Genomic DNA, 16,995 nt, shown 5'->3' on the forward strand with positions numbered 1-16,995 from the left:
AACTCACGTTTTCAACCTCCCCTTCGCGAATAATCCCTCTTTACTTTTCAACTTTTAACGTTTGTAAGTATGCATTTAATGCATCAATTTGATCATCCGTTAAGTTGCCATATTTGCCAGTCATTTTGTTTCCTGGCTTCATATTTTCAGGATCTTTCAGCCATTTTTTTAAGTTTTCTTCATTGTTTTCGGCAATACCGGCAACCATATCGCGATCCGCAAAGTTTGCTAAGTTTGGTGCGATACGAGCGGAAGGTGGTCTACTATCATTAGATCCAACTGCGTGACAACCAATACAGCTTTTATTAAATATTTCTTGGCCCTCTTGCGCCTTTGTTGAAGCTACTTCTTTCTTCCCATCAATCTTCTTCATATCAGCAAGCCAATTTTTGTACTCGCTTTCATCTAAAGCTTTCACTTTAAATTGCATTAAAGAATGTGATGGGCCGCAAAATTCTGTACAAAAACCATTATAAGTGCCCGATTTATCTGCCTTTAACCACATTTTGTTCACATTGTCTGTATTTGTATCCATTTTCCCAGCTAAAGATGGAACCCAAAATGAGTGTTTAATATCGGCACCCTTCAAATTTAAATACACTTTCTTACCTGTGGGGATGACTAAATCTTGCGAAGTTACTATCTTTTCTGATTTGTAAGAAAATTCCCACCAATAAAGATTCGCTGTTACATCAACAACGATAGTATCTTTATCAATATTCTTTTTCTCCATCGCACTTACATCAGCAAGTTTGAATGTATATGTAACCGTTGGAACAGCTAAGATTAGTAAAAGAATAATCGGAATAACTGTCCATATAATTTCTAGCTTGTGATTTCCTTCAACTTGCTCTGGAATATAATCTTCCTGACCTTTCTTTTGTCGGAAACGCACAATTACATACAAGAAAATAATAGTAACTACTAGTACTACTCCTACCATGATTGCACTCGCCAGTAGAAGTAAATCATATTGCATTTTTGCTACTTCTCCTTGCGGAATTAAAGTAGATTGAAAGGCTTTACCGCATCCCCCTAACAGTAAAGCCAGCAGTGAAACGAACGAAAGCAGTCGCCACTGTTTCTTCATACAAACAACCCCCACTTTCCTTGTGAATTAGATTGTACTTTATAGTTAAGTAAAGTAAATCTCAACGTAAAGAAATCCAATTATGTCGTTGTCTTAGAAGAATGTAACTACAATCATTGATACAAATAAGATTGTTAAATAATTTAGGGAATAAACAAACATTTGCACGGACCATTTTATGTCATCTTTCTTACGGAAGCCATAAAATCCTAAAGCGATCCATCCGATGTTAAGCAGTGTTGCAATTACCATAAATGTTATCCCTAGTCCACTCATATAAAATGGTAGTGGTAATAAACATACTGTCCAAATCATAATTTGGCGTTTCGTAATTTCAAATCCATGAACTACAGGAAGCATTGGAATTCCTGCATTTCGATATTCATCAACACGTTTCATCGCTAATGCAAGGAAATGTGGGATTTGCCAAATAAACATAATTAAAAATAACATCCAAGCAATTGGATGACCTAAAGATGGATCGATTGCTGCCCATCCAATTAAAGGTGGAACTGCTCCAGATATACTACCTACAACAGTATTTAGTGTATACTTTCTCTTTGTCCATAAAGTATATAGGACAACATATGTGAAAGCACCAATAAATCCCATTAAAACTGCCATTGGTGTTGTTAATAATAAGAATACAAATCCAAGAAGTAATATAACTAGTCCAAATGTAAGTGCAAATCCTGGTTTATACTTTCCAGTAACCGTTGGACGAGTCTTTGTTCTCTCCATTAACGGATCGATGTCTCTATCGATGTAGTTATTTAAACAACATACCCCCGCCATAATTAATCCAGAACCAACGATTGTAAAAAATAGCTTATCCAGATTGTCCATCACACTTAATCCATTAAAGTGTAACGCCAACCAAAATCCTGTAAATACAGTAAGTGTATTTGAGTTTACAATCCCCATTTTAACGAGTGCTGATAAATCTTGTAACCGAGTTGTTTCCGGTACACTTGTAACAGCGGACTCATCATGCAGCTCACTTGTTGCATGGTTCATCACTCTAACCCCCTCTTAAAACTTTCATCTTTCTTTTTGCGCCTATTTCAAATGAAATAATTCGCTTCTATATAGCAATATTATTACAGTAGAAACATTGTTAACCCATTCTACTACTAATCTACGCCCATACTCCAATATATTAAATCATATTTCCCGAACATTTTGTGAAGAAAACATGAACTTTTTGTGTCGAATATAAAAAACTTCATTCTGAGTTGTCCTTATCATAACATGATGTTACATTCTATAATAAACTATTTTCTCCTATTTAACACGTATTCTCCCCATTTCTTTTCAAAATAGCCTATTTTTCACCTAAATTTTTCCTTACGAATCCTGTTTTCACACCTATTTTCTCTCCCTTGTCTTCCCCCTCCATTTCTTTGCTATTTTATTATTTTTTATATATCATAGGAACTAGCGCGTTTTATTCTATACATAATGGAATGAAAATATTTCGCAATAACTTCATAGCAGAAAGATGGTGAAAGAGATTGCAACGCTTTATTAAATGGTTAGCAGTCATTACAAGCCTTGATTTATTAATAGTTTTATTAGGAGGCGCTTTAGTTACAAAAACAGGTTCTGGTCAAGGTTGTGGTAAATCATGGCCACTTTGTAACGGTGAATTTGTTCCATCTAATTTATCAATGGAAACTATTATTGAACTTAGCCACCGATTAACATCAGGATCAGCTGGAATTCTTGTCACTCTCCTTTGTATTTTGTCCTGGAAATATTATAAACATGTGCGTGAAACAAAAACGTTAGCAATTTTATCCTTCGTATTTTTAGTTGCACAAGCATTAATGGGAGCAGCAGCAGTTGTTTGGGGACAAATGCCAGCTGTACTTGCTATCCATTTCGGTATTTCCTTAATTTCATTTGCTTCTGTCATTTTATTAACGTGTCTTATCTTTGAAATTGACCAAAAATTTGATGCACGTTCACTTATTATGGACAAAAAAATGAAATTTCATATTTATGGTGTAACAATTTACAGTTATATCGTCGTCTACACAGGTGCTTTAGTACGTCACGAACGAGCTAGCTTAGCTTGTCCAGATTTTCCTTTATGTAGCAAAAACAGACCTATGCCAACTCAACTACATGAATGGGTTCAAATGGGCCATAGAGTTGCAGCGATGTTAATTTTCGCTTGGATACTATACGCGATGATTCTCGCTATTCGCCATTACAAGCAGCAACCTGTAGTATATTGGGGATGGATCATTTCATTTATCCTTGTTACACTTCAAGCTGTAGTAGGAGTTTTAGTTGTATTTACAAACGCTAGTTTAGCGATGGCATTGTTACATTCTCTATTCATTTCTTGCTTGTTTGCCGTACTATGCTATTTAGTTATGTTAGGAACAAGAAGTAAAGTGAATGCAAAAGAAGCCGGATCAACTTCTAAACAAACAAAATAATTTAAAACTAAAATCCCTTGCCAATTAGGCAAGGGATTTTTTGCAATAAAGAAAAGAGCTGTATTTACACAGCTCTTTTCTTTATTTTAGTGATCTAATTCAATAAGTAAATCACCCGTTTGAATTGCATCACCATCGTTAACATATACTTTTTTCACTTTACCATTAAACGGCGCTTGAACTGTTGTTTCCATTTTCATTGCCTCTGTAATTGCCATAGAATCGCCTTTTTTCACTTCATCGCCTTCTTTTACAACTACTTTAATTACCGTTCCTGGCATTGTTGCACTAATGTGATTTGGATTTTCACGGTTTCCTTTCACACGTTGTGCAACTGTTGCTTTCACATTCTCGTCTTTCACGACAATTTCACGTGGTTGACCATTAAATTCCAAGTAAAGGACACGATTTCCATCCGGCTGTGGTTCTCCAATTGATACAAGTTTAACCATCAATGTCTTACCTTGTTCAATTTCCACATCAATTTCTTCACCTAGTCTCATACCATAGAAGAACGTCGGTGTATCAAGTACAGATACATTTCCATAAAGCTCAGCCACTTTTTCATAGTCCATAAATACTTTTGGATATAATGCATATGCAACTACATCAAAAATTGTTACTTCGCGTCCAAGTTTATGGAATAATTCTTCTTTTAACGCGTCGAAATCTACTGGCTCTAGTAGTTCACCTGGTCTTACTGTTAACGGCTCTTTCCCTTTTAAAATAATCTTTTGCAATTCTTTCGGGAAACCACCGTACGGTTGACCTAAATCACCAGAGAACATTTCAACAACAGATCCCGGGAAGTCCAACGCATGTCCACGCTCTAAAACATCTTGTTCTGTCAGGTGGTTTTGAACCATAAATAATGCCATATCGCCAACAACTTTTGATGACGGTGTTACTTTTACAATATCTCCAAACATGTCATTCACACGACGGTACATTACTTTCACTTCATCAAAGCGATCTCCTAAACCAACCGCCTTCGCTTGTTGTTGAAGATTACTATACTGTCCACCTGGCATTTCATGCATATATACCTCTGTGTGAGGTGCATTCATACCACTTTCAAACGGTGCATAGTATTTGCGTACATCTTCCCAATAATGAGATAGCTTTTCTAAAGAATCGATATTAACATCTGGTTGTCTTTCATTTCCACCTAGTGCATAGAATAATGTGTTCGCACTCGGTTGTGACGTTTGACCAGCCATAGAACTCACCGCTACATCGACAATATCAACACCTGCTTCAATTGCCTTCGTATACGTTAATATACCATTTCCACTCGTATCGTGCGTATGCAGGTGAATCGGAATTGATACCGTCTCTTTTAATGCTGAAACTAAATCATATGCTGCGTTTGGTTTTAGTAAGCCAGCCATATCTTTAATACCTAAAATGTGAGCTCCCGATGCTTCCAACTCTTTTGCTAAGTTTTTATAATAATTCAAATCATATTTACTACGTAATGGATCATGAATATCTCCTGTGTAGCACATTGTTGCTTCTGCAATTTTACCAGTATCTCGTACAGCATCAATTGCAACTCTCATGCCTTCTACCCAGTTTAAACTATCAAAAATACGGAATACATCAATGCCAGCTTGAGCAGAACATTCTACAAATTTTTGGATTAAATTATCTGGATAGTTTTTGTATCCAACTGCGTTTGAAGAACGAAGTAACATTTGGAATAACACGTTCGGCATTTTTTCACGAAGATCTAGTAATCGTTCCCATGGATCTTCTTTTAAGAAACGATACGCAACATCAAACGTTGCACCGCCCCACATTTCCGCTGAGAATAGGTTCGGTAACATTCTCGCTGTTGGCTCTGCAATTTGATGTAAATCTTTTGTACGAATACGAGTTGCAAGTAATGACTGATGTGCATCACGGAATGTTGTATCCGTCAAAAGTACACGTTTTTGATCCTGTACCCACTTTACTAATCCGTCCGCTCCACGCTCATCCAAAATTTGTTTCGTGCCATTTTGGATTGGCTCTGAGTGTAATACATTCGGTATACGAGCATCTGGAAAAATTGGTTTCTCTTTTTTCCCTACTCCTGGGAAGCCATTTACTGTTACTGAACCAATATAATTTAACATTTTCGTTCCGCGGTCTTTACGTTTCGGGAACAAGAATAGTTCAGGTGACACATCAATAAACGAAGTATCATATTCTCCTGATAAAAAGTTTTTATGTTTTACTACATTCTCTAGGAATGGAATATTTGTTTTAATACCACGAATACGGAATTCTTTTAAGTTACGTTCCATTTTTGCAGCTGCTTGCTCAAAAGTAAGTGCCCAAGTTGTAACTTTTACAAGTAAAGAATCGTAGTACGGTGTAATAACTGCACCTTGGAAGCTATTTCCTGTATCAAGACGCACACCAAAACCACCGCCTGATCGATACGCCATAATTTTTCCTGTATCCGGCATAAAATTATTTAGCGGATCTTCAGTTGTTACACGAGATTGAATTGCAAATCCATGCACAACTACTTCCTCTTGCTTCGGCACACCTACCATTTTGCTATGTAATGAATGTCCATCAGCTATTAAAATTTGTGATTGAACGATATCTACTCCTGTAATCATTTCTGTAATCGTATGTTCTACTTGAACACGTGGATTTACTTCAATGAAGTAAAACTCATCATCTTTTACAAGGAATTCTACTGTTCCTGCATTTAAATAGTTTACATTTTTCGTTAACTTCACAGCAGCATCACAAATACGCTGACGCAAATCATCTGAAAGTGATACACTCGGTGCTATTTCTACAACTTTTTGATGACGACGTTGTACAGAACAGTCACGCTCGTATAAATGAACAACATTGCCTTCTTCATCTGCTAAAATTTGTACTTCTATATGTTTAGGTTTTTCAACGAATTTTTCGACGTAAACTTCATCATTACCAAAGGCTGCTTTCGCTTCTGATTTCGCTCGATTATATGATTCTCCTAATTCCTCACTAGTACGCACAATACGCATACCACGACCGCCACCACCAAGGGACGCTTTAATAATAATCGGGTAATCATACTTTTCAGCAAATTTTTCGACTTCTTCTAATGAATCTACTGGACCATCACTACCAGGTATAACTGGAATTTGTGCTAGCTGCGCTTGTGTTCTTGCTTTCACTTTATCTCCAAACATATCTAAATGCTTACTTTTCGGACCGATAAAGATAATTCCTTCTTCTTCGCAACGTTTCGCGAATTGAATATTTTCTGACAAGAAACCATATCCAGGGTGGATTGCATCTACATGATTACTTTTTGCAATCTCAATAATGCCTTCAATATCTAGATAAGCATCAATTGGTTTTTTTCCTTCCCCAACTAAATAGGACTCATCGGCTTTATAGCGATGATAAGAACCACTATCCTCTTTAGAATAGATTGCAACTGTTTTTAATCCTAGTTCCGAACAAGCTCGAAACACACGAATTGCAATCTCTCCACGGTTAGCTACCAATACTTTTTGAATACGTTGCAGCTTTGTCATGATTTTCCCCCTCTACTTTCCTACCACTCTAGAGATAAAATATATACACACCTTAAAAAGCGTGAAGTTCTTCACTTTCCACATTATATTATACTTAGAAAGCTTCACTTTATTTTTATCCATCATACCTTATTTTTTAACAAATGATAAGTTTTCTGTGCAATTTGTTTCACAAAAATAGTATAGCATACCTCTTCCTTTTCTAACAACTTAATTGTATATCACATTAAACTTAATGTGATATATTTTTTAACTGAAATATATATTAATACATCACATTTAAAACTACTTAAAAATAAAAAACACATTATGCTCTAAAGCACAATGTGTTTTTTATTTTACAACTACAAGATGTGGTCCATTTTGTTCTTTTTCTTTCATTAATCCATTCTGTTGTTTCTCTTGTCGTTTCACGTGACTAGCAATATTGAGTAGTATCCCCATCGCAAGTAGATTAGCTAATAAAGAACTACCACCGTAACTGACAAACGGTAATGGTACTCCGGTAAGTGGTATTACCCCAGACATACCACCAACATTAATAAACGTTTGAACTCCAAACAAGCTTGCAATTCCGATAGCTATTAAACTTCCAAATGGATCTGTACACTTTTGTGCAACTCTAAATGACCGAATAATAATTAGTAATAAACAGATTAAAATGATAGCTACACCTATAAAACCAAGTTCTTCAGATATAATTGCCATTATAAAATCCGTTTGCGGTTCTGGTAAATAACCATATTTTTGTACACTATTCCCTAATCCTCTACCATTAAGCCCTCCAGAAGCGATTCCAATAAATGAATTCACTAATTGAAATCCATCCTTTTGAGGATCATTAAACGGATCAAGGAAAACAGAAAAACGTGCCTTTTGATATGGATTTAATGCATAATTACCAAGCAGATATAGTGCTGGAATCCATACTATAGAAGTTAAAGCAATTCGTTTAATCCATAAGTTAACCTGTACTCCCGAACAAAGAAACATAATTCCTACTGTTCCTGCAATTAACAAATCAGTACCTAAATCATTTTGCTTTAATATTAAAAACATGATTATACCAACACCAATAAGTACTGGACCTGACCCTTTGGAAACAGGTGTATTCGTTTCTTGTCTTTTGGCAAAGAAATGAGCTAAGACGAGAATAACTGTTATCTTAACAAATTCTGCAGGCTGTATCCCAAATATCCACCCGTTTGCACCGTTTACTTTCTTAGTGAAAAAAGCAGCTGCAGCTAATAAGGCAACACTAGCACCGTAACTCCCCAACAAAAAAATTCGTTTTCTCCAAACTTTATATGGGATAGTAGCAATAATTATTAATACTATTGTCCCAACAACTAAAGTAATTAATTGTCTTTTAAAAAAGAAATTTGCTGGTTTATCAAATCTCGAAATCGCAACAATGGAACTAGAACTATATACCATTATAACTCCCAGCACACATAAGATAACAAGAGGAAGTACCAATGAATAATCCGTTGATTTCCATACTTTTTTCATTTCATTTCCTCTTTCTGTTTCAATTTAATTATTGTTGTATTCCATATGTACATTGATTCTTCCTGCTTTATTATACAAATAAAAAGCTCAAACTAATTTAGTTTGAGCCCCCTTATTTGAACCCGTTATTGTTGTTTGTTTGTAAACGCTTCATGAAGTGCAGATAACTCACGTTCGAGCTCACCTAACATTGCTTTCCCTTGTTCTTCTGCAATAAGACCAAGGCGAACTGCAAAATCGACCTCGCGGGATAGTCCAAACATTTGTGTGTCTAACACTTCTTCATATAATGGACATTGCGGCATTGTAAGATGGTCCATTTGCACCTTAATAAGTCTTAAAATCTTCTCTGCATCCGCTTGTAGAAGGGCTAGTGCCTTTTCCTGATGATTTGCTACTGTCTCAGACGCCAAATTGATTCCCTCCGTTTCCGTCCTACTCTCCTCTATCCTATCTATTAATATTAGCGATAGTTTTCATAAATTGCAATAGAAACATTTTTTGTGACAACAGTGTCTAATACTATTATACTGAAAAGTGGGAGTATAACACAAATGGGGGAAGAACAATGAGCGAAATTTTATTTATTAACGGAAAAGTACGTTTTCCAATCACTATTGATCCAACTGTTTGGATCTTTGATGATCGAAAAGTAGATTTGACAACTTACTTTGATGAAACTAGAGAAAACACGTCTGAACTAGAAACTTATTTAAAAAACACTTCAGAACATTGGGATCGCGAAATCCGTGATGGTGCCGCTTTTCCTCCAATACAACAAAGTGTGAAGAAATATAAAAAAGAACAGCTGATTACTGGAACATTTGGTATACCATTTCATCCATTCCTTGCTAACGCTGAAATTTTAGAGGGCGCTACGCAAGTTGAAATTGAAACGGTAGATCATACAATGACACTTCCATTAGAAACTGTCAAAAATGCTATACTAGGCTTTTCAAAAGAAGGAAAACCATTAAAAGAAGACGGACCTGTTCATCTCTATTTCAATGATGGATCTAATCGACAAAATCCAATCCGGAACATCCGTAAATTTACAATTATTTAAAGAAAAGGAGTGAGCTTAAGCTCACTCCTTTTTACAATAAATCTGCTGCTAGTTGAGCTAAATTAGATCGCTCCCCTTTAACAAACTTCACATGACCACTAATGCGCTGTTCTTTAAACTTCTCTACAACATACGTTAAGCCATTATTATATTCATCTAAGTATGGGTGATCAATTTGCTGAGGATCTCCCATCAATACAATCTTACTCTTTTCCCCTACCCTAGTTAGTATCGTTTTCACTTCATGCTTTGTTAAATTTTGTGCTTCGTCAATGATAATGAACTGATCTGGAATACTTCTCCCGCGTATATAAGTAAGGGCTTCTACTTCAATTGAACCCATTCCAGCTAAAATAGCATCTAACTCTCCTGGCTTTTTCGTATTAAATAAATACTCTAGGTTATCAAAAATTGGCTGCATCCATGGTCTTAACTTTTCTTCTTTTTCTCCTGGTAAATAACCGATATCTTTTCCGACTGGGACAATTGGTCTTGCAACGAGTAATTTTTTATATAACCCTAAGTCTTCTGTTTGCATAAGTCCCGAAGCTAATGCAAGTAACGTTTTTCCTGTGCCGGCTTTCCCTGTTAACGTTACAAGCGGAATATCTTCACGAAGCAACAATTCTAATCCCATGATTTGCTGCACGTTTCGTGGTCGTATCCCCCACACTTGTTCATTGTGAAAAATAAGTTTCTTTACCTTCTTACCTAAGTGATCCACGATGCCAAGCGCAGAACTAGAGCCCCCCAATGCATCTTTCATTACTACAAATTGATTTGGATAAAAAGGATGATTCGCAATTTCAGATAGAGGCAATTCACCTTTCTCATAAAAATAATCCAATTGTTCTTTTGATATATATCCTTCTAAAAAGCCAGAATATATATTTTCTACTTCAATTACGCGATCACTTAAATAATCTTCAGCCTTCAAACCAATTGCATCAGCTTTTACCCTTACGAGTACATCTTTACTTACTAAAATAACAGACTTCCCGTCCTCTTTTTCCTGTTCTTCTAAAGATAGATTTTTTGCTACAGCTAAAATTCGATTATCATTTGTTTTTTCTACAAAAATATCTTGTAGTTGCACAAATGAACGATGGTTCAATTCAATACGAAATGTTCCGCCGTTTTCTAGCGGGATACTTTCATGCAGCTTTCCTATTTCACGAAATTTATCTATTAACTTAGATACATAACGAGCGTTTCGTCCTACTTCATCCATATAACGTTTTTTCGAATCAACCTCTTCTAATACAACTGCTGGAATCACTACTTCATTGGTTTCAAATGAAAAAATAGATAAAGGATCCTGCAAAAGTACATTCGTATCTAACACATAAATTTTATCCAACCTGTTACCCCCTGACTCCACTTTTAAATTTGTAGAACAAGGGTTTCATCCATAAAATATGGACGAACCATTGTTATAATTATATGTACCGTGTAAACGAGGTAGAATCGAAAATCATAGTCATTAAACCTTTTATTTATTCTTTATTCATTTCTATTCAATATATTACCTTTTATTATAATTATTAACGTTAAATCACAATAACCGATTACAAAAGTGAATAAACGAATTTCTTATTTAGCATCTTTATAATTCTCTTATCCCTACTAGCACTTCGTTATCCAGCTTTTTCGCTGCCCGAAGATCATATGTTTTTTCATATGTTGGTTCAATTGCAAGTTTCGCTCCATAAAACATAACATCACGCACTTCTTGCACATTTACTTCTATTACAGTTAATTTTAAAGAAATGCCTTCCATTCTATCTGTCAAAATTTCACCTGCACCACTTATGGAAAATACGGATTCATTCGCCATTATAGTCAATACCACACCTGTATTATGCCGTATATTTTCCACAATACGTGAACGTTGATCTACTGCAAATCGAATACTAGTTTTACTCACTGCATACACCCAAGAAATAGCACTTACGTTAGGAACTTGTTTTTCGAAATCTGTCGTTGCTATCATAACAATACACTCTTTACGCAACGTTTGTACTAAACCCTCTGTTAAGGTAGGCTCTACTACATTCGCCATATTTTCACCTCCAAACATACTTGGTATATCCTTATCATAACTTATTTTTTGAATTGCGAAAATATTATTTTTTCCCACTATTATTCAAAAACATTATACTTCCATGATATACTTATACTGATAGAATTCGTATTGAGGTGACGAAATGAGAGTCAAATGTATGATTTGTGATAAAAAAGATATGTTAGATGATGAAAATCCTATGGCAAAAAAACTGCGTAATCGCCCTATTCATACATATATGTGCATGGAATGTTCGGAACGAATTGCAGAGCGTACAATGGAACGTCATGCAAGTGGTAATTTCCGATTATATCGTGATAAAAAAATCGAAGACGATTGGTAAAATGTAAATAAGTCCTTACTCATATAGATAAGGACTTATTTATATTTTTCTGGTTCACGATTCATCTGATCCAAAAAACAATCAATGGCTTCTAGCGGAAACCTTGCAGATTTCCTTTCCCCATTCATTTCGTATGTAATTAAATACATCTCCTCGTTCTTTTCGACTTCCACATTTTTTAATTTATGTTCTTCATATATCATATTTTGAAATAACAAATACGTTTCTTTTGCAGCACTATCATCTGGACGTGCTTCAGCAACTGTTTTAATTGTTAACCAATTATATAGTGCATCTTGTACTGAACGCATAAAAACTCCCCCCTTCCTCATCCTGCTTTTTGTTGTTTCGCTTGACGCAAACGTAATCTATAAATCCCAAGTACAATCGCTGCTACAACAAGTCCTTCTCCAACGGGTAAAAATACAGCAAAAAAGGTTAATACTGTACATCCAATTGCTAATGATATGTATATCACAATATTTTTAAGTACAGACAACTTTCTAGCAAACCCTAAATTATAGACGAGAGCACTTAATATAATAATCGTCCCATAAAGTAACCACATTCCTAACTCTGGATTTTCATCTACCTTACACAATTTTGCAAAAAAAGACATCCTTTCTAACACACTCTTCCCCCCTAGCAGTAAAATACAATTTTCTTTATACACTTAATACAAGAGTAACTCGCAAAAAAAATACTGTCCACAAAAAAGAGTAAATATTCTAAAAAATAAACAAAATAAAAAACAACGACCTTTTATAAAGGTCGTTGTTTTTTTGTTTTTACGCTTCAACAGATTTCTTTTTCTTAGCAGCTCTTTCGCGCTCACTCTTATCAAGAATCTTTTTACGCAGACGAATTGATTCTGGAGTTACTTCACAGAACTCATCATCGTTTAAGTACTCTAATGATTCTTCTAAAGTCATTAGGCGTGGTTTCTTCATTGTTGAAGTTTGATCTTTCGTCGCAGAACGAATGTTAGTTTGTTGTTTCATTTTCACAACGTTAACTGTTAAGTCGTTCTCACGAGTGTGTTCTCCAACAATCATACCAGCATATACTTCTGTACCTGGTTCAACGAAGATTACACCACGGTCTTCAACTTGCATAATACCGTATTGTGATGCTTTTCCTGTTTCAAGTGAAACTAGAACACCTTGGCGACGTCCACCAACTTGTCCAGCGTGTACTGGTTGGTAGCAATCGAATGTATGGTTTAAAATACCGTAACCACGAGTTAATGTTAAGAATTCTGTTGTGTAACCAATTAAACCACGTGCTGGAACCATGAAAGTAAGGCGCACTTGACCGTTTCCGTTATTCACCATATCTAACATTTCACCTTTACGTGCACCCATAGATTCCATAATAGAACCAGTGTATTCTTCAGGTACATCGATTTGTACGCGCTCTACAGGTTCACATCTTACGCCATCAACTTCTTTAATGATTACCTCTGGCTTAGATACTTGTAATTCATAACCTTCACGACGCATGTTTTCGATTAAGATAGATAAATGTAGTTCCCCACGTCCAGATACGATCCACGCATCAGGAGACTCTGTATTATCTACACGTAAACTTACATCTGTTTCTAATTGTGAACGAAGACGCTCTTCAATTTTACGAGATGTAATGTATTTACCTTCACGACCTGCAAATGGGCTGTTATTTACAAGGAACGTCATTTGTAGTGTTGGCTCATCAATACGTAGTAATGGTAACGCATCTTCATGCTCAACCGGACATACCGTTTCACCAACGTTAATGTCTTCCATACCAGAAACGGCTACTAAATCCCCAGCTTTTGCTTCTTCGATTTCTTGACGTTTTAATCCAATGTAACCGAATAATTTCGTTACGCGGAATTGTTTTACACTTCCGTCAACTTTCATTAAAGCAACTTGTTGTCCAACCTTCATTGTACCGCGGAATACGCGTCCAACTCCAATACGTCCAACATAGTCGTTGTAATCAAGAAGTGCTACTTGGAATTGAAGTGGCTCTTCACTGTTATCAATCGGTGCTGGAATATGTTCGATAATTGTATCGAATAATGATTTCATATTCTCTTCTTGATTTGCTGGGTTTGAATCTAAGCTTGCTGTTCCGTTCATTGCTGATGCAAATACAACTGGGAACTCTAATTGATCTTCGTTTGCACCAAGCTCAATGAATAAGTCGATTACTTCATCAACTACTTCATCAGGACGAGCGAAGTCACGGTCAATTTTGTTTACAACTACGATTGGAGTTAAGTTTTGCTCAAGAGCTTTCTTTAAAACAAATCGTGTTTGTGGCATACAACCTTCATATGCATCAACAACAAGTAAAACACCATCAACCATTTTCATGATACGTTCTACTTCTCCACCGAAGTCAGCGTGACCTGGTGTATCTAAAATGTTAATTCTTTTATCTTCATAGTGAATCGCTGTATTTTTCGCTAAAATTGTAATACCGCGTTCTCTTTCTAGATCATTTGAATCCATTGCGCGTTCTTCAACGTGTTCGTTCGCACGGAAAGTCCCCGCTTGACGTAATAACTGGTCAACAAGTGTTGTTTTACCATGGTCAACGTGGGCAATAATTGCTATATTACGTAAATCTTGTCGTTTTTTCAACATGTCCAACTCCTAATGTCTTTTTAATCCTTCTCTATTATAAGAGCGAAGGGGATACAATAGCAATTAAAATAAAAGCAAGAATGAAAATATAGTTGTATTCTTACTTTTGTGAAAGTAAAATGAGATTGGAGGGTGAAGAAATGGAACACATTCAATATCGCTTTTTATTAACCGCAATTATCGGTGTTATTTTCTTAATCGGTATCGGCATTATGATTGCTGAAAATAGTCCAATCGGTATTATTATTTGCATTATCGGCACATTTGTTGCAGTTGGGTACGGTTTTGTAACAAAAAGAAAAATGCGCAAATCACAATAACGCTAAAAAGTAAGAAGCTTATACACAGCCTCTTACTTTTTTTGTTGCTCTAATATAAACGATAACACTTCTTCATACACTCCTGGTTTTGCAACTAACACACTGCTCTTCTCTATGATAGAAAGTGGCGCTCCAGAGAATGTCGTCACCTTACCTCCAACTTCTTCTACAATTATCTGTCCTCCGCCAAAATCCCATGGTGATAATCTCGGCGTTACATATGCATCTATTCTTCCTGTTGCAACGTATATCATCTCTAGTGCTGCACAGCCATATGATCTCGTGCCCCTTGCTTTCTTAACAAGTGCCATCATACTTTCCATATTAAGCAATGGATTATCTGTAAGCCATATCGCATTTAAAGCTACAATACCTTGCTCTACAGTTCCTTTTTCCAATGGAGGAATTGATATATCATTACAAAAAGCTCCGGATCCCTTGACTGCATGATATAGTTCATCGTGCACTGGATCATAAATAAGTCCAATCTTTCCGATACCGTTCTCATAAATACCAATTGAAATCGCAAAATTTCTTTTTTGATGAACAAAGTTCATCGTACCGTCAATTGGATCAATTAACCAAACAACCCCGCCAGAAGACTTTATCTCGTCTCCATAACCCTCTTCTCCTAAAATATTATGATTCGGGAATGTTTCTTTAATTTTCCCAATTAAAAACCGTTCTATCTCTCGGTCCATATTTGTAACTAAGTCAGCTGCATTTGATTTTGTTTCTATAATAAGTGCTTTTTTCATTGATGCCATCAAATGCTCTCCTGCATCCCGAATCCACCGTTTGGCATGTGCATCGATGTCTTTCCATACTTCTTGCATGTTTAAACACTCCGATCTATACTGTTCACAGAAAAAACGAACCCTTTATAAGGTTCGCACCAACTAATTTTTTATACATATACTATTATTACGCTTCTAAACGAATCATTTCAAGTCTTAACACTTCTAACTTTTGTACACACTCTTCTTTTTTCTGTTTATCATCTTCCATCATCGCATCATATAAAGTTGCTAATTCATAATCTAGCTCCAAACGTAGCACCGGTATTCTCTTTTCGGCATCTGTTCTCTTTAACGCATTAATCACCTGTCTCATATTATTTGCCTCCTCCCAATATTCGTCTGCCCTCGGACTAGAATTAATTCAATTTTCTGATTTTTTGTTTTATACTATACTATGTTGGATAAATCATCTATGCAACAAAATTATATTTTTTATTTTAATTTTTTTGTGCTGTTTTTTTTATGAATAGTACAAGCTATGCTAAAATAAAAGCAAAATAGGAGTTGGAGGAACAATCATGACAATACAAACATTCAAGTCAACTGATTTTGATGTCTTTACAGTTGATGGTCTCGAAGAACGAATGAGTGCAATTAAAACGAACATTCATCCTAAGCTAGAAGCTTTAGGGGAACAATTTGCAGAATACTTATCCAAACACACTGATGAGAACTTTTTTTATCATGTTGCAAAACACGCACGACGGAAAGTCAATCCACCAAACGATACTTGGGTTGCTTTTTCAACAAATAAACGAGGATATAAAATGCTACCGCATTTCCAAATCGGCTTATGGGGTACTCATGCCTTCATATACTTTGGTTTAATCTATGAGTGTCCACAAAAAGTTGAGACGGCTCATGCCTTCTTAGAACATTTAAATGATTTAAAAACAAATATTCCAAATGACTTCGTTTGGTCCATTGACCATACTAAACCAAGTGTGAAATTACATAAAACACTTGAAACCGAAGACTTACAAAAGATGATTGAACGACTAGCTACTGTAAAAAAAGCAGAATTATTAGTTGGTATTCATATATCACCAGAGGAGTTTTCAGCAATGACCAACGAACAATTCCTTGCTAAGATTGAATCTACGATGCAACCACTCCTTCCTTTATATGCACTTTGTAATCGATAGTAGAAAACGGACAATTTATATTGTCCGTTTTTAGTTGT

Annotated in this window: 17 protein-coding genes; 5 read left to right on the forward strand and 12 right to left on the reverse strand. The window is 35.7% G+C overall.

Annotated elements, in window-relative coordinates:
• Nucleotides 1–40: 40 nt before the first annotated feature.
• Nucleotides 41–1,090, reverse strand: a complete 1,050-nt coding sequence (gene coxB / locus ACYFX0_RS04275; protein WP_000745273.1) for a cytochrome c oxidase subunit II — start codon at nucleotides 1,088–1,090, stop codon at nucleotides 41–43.
• Between the two features lie 93 nt (nucleotides 1,091–1,183).
• On the reverse strand, nucleotides 1,184–2,107 hold the full coding sequence (gene ctaB / locus ACYFX0_RS04280) for a protoheme IX farnesyltransferase (RefSeq protein WP_001015060.1): 924 nt from the start codon (nucleotides 2,105–2,107) through the stop codon (nucleotides 1,184–1,186).
• A 497-nt stretch (nucleotides 2,108–2,604) separates the two neighbouring features.
• Between ctaB and ctaA the strand changes: the two genes are divergently transcribed.
• Nucleotides 2,605–3,540, forward strand: coding sequence for a heme A synthase (gene ctaA / locus ACYFX0_RS04285; RefSeq protein ID WP_001188745.1), 936 nt, complete (start codon nucleotides 2,605–2,607; stop codon nucleotides 3,538–3,540).
• 86 nt (nucleotides 3,541–3,626) lie between these two features.
• Here the strand turns inward: ctaA and pyc are convergent, their stop codons facing one another.
• From pyc to ACYFX0_RS04300, 3 genes are all read right to left on the reverse strand, one after another.
• On the reverse strand, nucleotides 3,627–7,073 hold the full coding sequence (gene pyc, locus ACYFX0_RS04290) for a pyruvate carboxylase (protein WP_000164058.1): 3,447 nt from the start codon (nucleotides 7,071–7,073) through the stop codon (nucleotides 3,627–3,629).
• Between the two features lie 333 nt (nucleotides 7,074–7,406).
• Nucleotides 7,407–8,585, reverse strand: a complete 1,179-nt coding sequence (locus ACYFX0_RS04295; protein WP_106081589.1) for an FtsW/RodA/SpoVE family cell cycle protein — start codon at nucleotides 8,583–8,585, stop codon at nucleotides 7,407–7,409.
• 125 nt (nucleotides 8,586–8,710) lie between these two features.
• On the reverse strand, nucleotides 8,711–8,998 hold the full coding sequence (locus ACYFX0_RS04300) for an Fpa/YlaN family protein (protein ID WP_000135694.1): 288 nt from the start codon (nucleotides 8,996–8,998) through the stop codon (nucleotides 8,711–8,713).
• Between the two features lie 155 nt (nucleotides 8,999–9,153).
• On the opposite strand from ACYFX0_RS04300, the gene ACYFX0_RS04305 reads away from it, so the two are divergent.
• Nucleotides 9,154–9,651, forward strand: coding sequence for a hypothetical protein (locus tag ACYFX0_RS04305; protein ID WP_098816923.1), 498 nt, complete (start codon nucleotides 9,154–9,156; stop codon nucleotides 9,649–9,651).
• A 31-nt stretch (nucleotides 9,652–9,682) separates the two neighbouring features.
• Here ACYFX0_RS04305 and ACYFX0_RS04310 read toward each other — a convergent pair whose 3' ends face one another.
• Together ACYFX0_RS04310 and ACYFX0_RS04315 are read right to left on the reverse strand one after the other, a co-directional pair.
• On the reverse strand, nucleotides 9,683–11,011 hold the full coding sequence (locus ACYFX0_RS04310) for a PhoH family protein (RefSeq protein WP_000358083.1): 1,329 nt from the start codon (nucleotides 11,009–11,011) through the stop codon (nucleotides 9,683–9,685).
• 246 nt (nucleotides 11,012–11,257) lie between these two features.
• Nucleotides 11,258–11,713 (reverse strand): pyridoxamine 5'-phosphate oxidase family protein, encoded by a 456-nt coding sequence (locus ACYFX0_RS04315; protein ID WP_000024600.1) that lies wholly within the window; start codon nucleotides 11,711–11,713, stop codon nucleotides 11,258–11,260.
• A 145-nt stretch (nucleotides 11,714–11,858) separates the two neighbouring features.
• Here ACYFX0_RS04315 and ACYFX0_RS04320 point away from each other — a divergent pair, with 145 nt between their 5' ends.
• Nucleotides 11,859–12,059 carry a YlaI family protein gene (locus tag ACYFX0_RS04320; protein WP_002082250.1) on the forward strand — a complete coding sequence of 67 codons (201 nt, stop codon included), beginning with the start codon at nucleotides 11,859–11,861 and terminating at the stop codon, nucleotides 12,057–12,059.
• A gap of 35 nt (nucleotides 12,060–12,094) precedes the next feature.
• On the opposite strand, the gene ACYFX0_RS04325 is transcribed toward ACYFX0_RS04320, so the two are convergent.
• The 3 genes from ACYFX0_RS04325 to typA all read right to left on the reverse strand — a co-directional run bounded on the left by ACYFX0_RS04325 (nucleotide 12,095) and on the right by typA (nucleotide 14,692).
• Nucleotides 12,095–12,370 carry a hypothetical protein gene (locus ACYFX0_RS04325; RefSeq protein ID WP_001258140.1) on the reverse strand — a complete coding sequence of 92 codons (276 nt, stop codon included), beginning with the start codon at nucleotides 12,368–12,370 and terminating at the stop codon, nucleotides 12,095–12,097.
• Nucleotides 12,371–12,387: 17 nt separating this feature from the next.
• On the reverse strand, nucleotides 12,388–12,690 hold the full coding sequence (locus tag ACYFX0_RS04330; RefSeq protein WP_000893662.1) for a YlaH-like family protein: 303 nt from the start codon (nucleotides 12,688–12,690) through the stop codon (nucleotides 12,388–12,390).
• 157 nt (nucleotides 12,691–12,847) lie between these two features.
• Complete coding sequence (typA, locus tag ACYFX0_RS04335) at nucleotides 12,848–14,692, reverse strand: translational GTPase TypA (protein ID WP_000914761.1); 1,845 nt, start codon at nucleotides 14,690–14,692, stop codon at nucleotides 12,848–12,850.
• Nucleotides 14,693–14,832: 140 nt separating this feature from the next.
• Between typA and ACYFX0_RS04340 the strand changes: the two genes are divergently transcribed.
• The gene (locus ACYFX0_RS04340) at nucleotides 14,833–15,012 is read left to right on the forward strand and encodes a DUF5325 family protein (RefSeq protein ID WP_000400123.1); all 180 of its coding nucleotides are present in this window, start codon (nucleotides 14,833–14,835) and stop codon (nucleotides 15,010–15,012) included.
• Between the two features lie 32 nt (nucleotides 15,013–15,044).
• Here the strand turns inward: ACYFX0_RS04340 and ACYFX0_RS04345 are convergent, their stop codons facing one another.
• Nucleotides 15,045–15,848: an inositol monophosphatase family protein gene (locus ACYFX0_RS04345; protein ID WP_086396388.1), complete on the reverse strand. Its 804-nt coding sequence runs from the start codon at nucleotides 15,846–15,848 to the stop codon at nucleotides 15,045–15,047.
• An 88-nt stretch (nucleotides 15,849–15,936) separates the two neighbouring features.
• A complete protein-coding gene (locus tag ACYFX0_RS04350) occupies nucleotides 15,937–16,125 on the reverse strand; it encodes a hypothetical protein (RefSeq protein ID WP_001250164.1) in 189 nt (62 codons plus the stop codon).
• A 205-nt stretch (nucleotides 16,126–16,330) separates the two neighbouring features.
• On the opposite strand from ACYFX0_RS04350, the gene ACYFX0_RS04355 reads away from it, so the two are divergent.
• On the forward strand, nucleotides 16,331–16,957 hold the full coding sequence (locus tag ACYFX0_RS04355; protein WP_000155316.1) for a YktB family protein: 627 nt from the start codon (nucleotides 16,331–16,333) through the stop codon (nucleotides 16,955–16,957).
• Nucleotides 16,958–16,995: the final 38 nt, after the last annotated feature.

This window comes from Bacillus sp. NEAU-Y102 (genome assembly GCF_054788175.1).

Bases quoted from the DNA above. Each gene is read 5' to 3' on its own strand.
- typA (WP_000914761.1), bottom strand. From the start codon at position 14,692: ATGTTGAAAAAACGACAAGATTTACGTAATATAGCAATTATTGCCCAC.
- ctaB (WP_001015060.1), bottom strand. From the start codon at position 2,107: ATGAACCATGCAACAAGTGAGCTGCATGATGAGTCCGCTGTTACAAGT.
- ACYFX0_RS04320 (WP_002082250.1), top strand. From the start codon at position 11,859: ATGAGAGTCAAATGTATGATTTGTGATAAAAAAGATATGTTAGATGAT.
- ACYFX0_RS04350 (WP_001250164.1), bottom strand. From the start codon at position 16,125: ATGAGACAGGTGATTAATGCGTTAAAGAGAACAGATGCCGAAAAGAGA.
- ACYFX0_RS04315 (WP_000024600.1), bottom strand. From the start codon at position 11,713: ATGGCGAATGTAGTAGAGCCTACCTTAACAGAGGGTTTAGTACAAACG.
- ACYFX0_RS04295 (WP_106081589.1), bottom strand. From the start codon at position 8,585: ATGAAAAAAGTATGGAAATCAACGGATTATTCATTGGTACTTCCTCTT.
- ACYFX0_RS04325 (WP_001258140.1), bottom strand. From the start codon at position 12,370: ATGCGTTCAGTACAAGATGCACTATATAATTGGTTAACAATTAAAACA.
- ACYFX0_RS04340 (WP_000400123.1), top strand. From the start codon at position 14,833: ATGGAACACATTCAATATCGCTTTTTATTAACCGCAATTATCGGTGTT.
- ACYFX0_RS04355 (WP_000155316.1), top strand. From the start codon at position 16,331: ATGACAATACAAACATTCAAGTCAACTGATTTTGATGTCTTTACAGTT.
- coxB (WP_000745273.1), bottom strand. From the start codon at position 1,090: ATGAAGAAACAGTGGCGACTGCTTTCGTTCGTTTCACTGCTGGCTTTA.
- pyc (WP_000164058.1), bottom strand. From the start codon at position 7,073: ATGACAAAGCTGCAACGTATTCAAAAAGTATTGGTAGCTAACCGTGGA.
- ACYFX0_RS04345 (WP_086396388.1), bottom strand. From the start codon at position 15,848: ATGCAAGAAGTATGGAAAGACATCGATGCACATGCCAAACGGTGGATT.
- ACYFX0_RS04305 (WP_098816923.1), top strand. From the start codon at position 9,154: ATGAGCGAAATTTTATTTATTAACGGAAAAGTACGTTTTCCAATCACT.